Origin of the sequence: Pantoea sp. GbtcB22 (genome assembly GCF_019091025.1) — a bacterium.
In the GTDB taxonomy this organism is placed as follows: domain Bacteria; phylum Pseudomonadota; class Gammaproteobacteria; order Enterobacterales; family Enterobacteriaceae; genus Pantoea; species Pantoea leporis.
Genome location: NZ_JAGXKB010000097.1, coordinates 1 through 288, shown reverse-complemented (window position 1 = coordinate 288; position 288 = coordinate 1). Strand labels below are relative to the sequence as shown.

Genomic DNA, 288 nt, shown 5'->3' with positions numbered 1-288 from the left:
CCAAAAACATTACCTTTTCATATGAATAAGGTAAATGAACTAAACACTCACTATCAGTCCCTGATTAAAACAGTTTCTGTAGCATTAGGAGAGGAGTTCAATGATTATTTAGAAAACGTCCCTCTCTTTTTATCATTAGTTATTGATCAATCCTTAAGCCAGGAACACACGATAGATGTTGTTGCGCAGCTCAGAGAGGATTATAAAGAGTTAAGAGCCAGTGGTTCGCTATTCAGTGCGGAGATAATTCGTTGTAAGGGGCTAAGAGAAAAAAAGGATGTGATTGAT

1 protein-coding gene is annotated in these 288 nt (G+C 36.8%); it reads left to right on the top strand.

Going from position 1 to position 288, the window contains the following annotated elements:
- The coding region (locus tag KVT28_RS24905; RefSeq protein WP_217550814.1) for a hypothetical protein at nt 1–288 on the top strand (288 nt) is incomplete at both ends.